Origin of the sequence: Enterobacter cloacae complex sp. S1 (assembly GCF_014930525.1) — a bacterium.
Classification (GTDB): Bacteria; Pseudomonadota; Gammaproteobacteria; order Enterobacterales; family Enterobacteriaceae; genus Enterobacter; species Enterobacter hormaechei_C.
In genome coordinates this window covers 1-382 of the sequence record NZ_JADBRE010000073.1, presented here as the reverse complement: position 1 = coordinate 382, position 382 = coordinate 1, and the positions used below count along the sequence as shown (strand labels likewise).

General features: G+C 31.7%; 1 pseudogene. It reads left to right on the top strand.

Annotated elements, in window-relative coordinates:
- Positions 1-382: pseudogene (locus IM290_RS21455) on the top strand (site-specific integrase); the annotation flags it as partial.

The window sequence follows — 382 nt, the reverse complement described above, 5'->3', positions numbered from 1 at the left end:
GTTCTTATATGACAGCTTATCAATGCTAATTAATCAAAATCAGGCGTTTGTTGAAGATAAATTCAGTGTTGGGATTAGTAACTATAGAGGCGAATTACCAATCTTCATGAATTTAGATAAGATTACGGAAACAAAAAGGATTGAGGATTTTTTATATGATTTAACAACAGATTTTTTCCATATGAAAAATTCAGTTATGTCAAAACTATTAAAACACTTTCCGTCAAAATTCGATGTTAGGTCAGAAAGGACTAACAGCTATATAGAACTTAATGCTAGAAGATTCAGATATACGTTAGGAAGTCGACTGGCTAATGAAGGAGCCTCAATTGAGGTGATTGCTAAAGCGTTAGATCATAAATCAGTAAACTCTTCTATGATA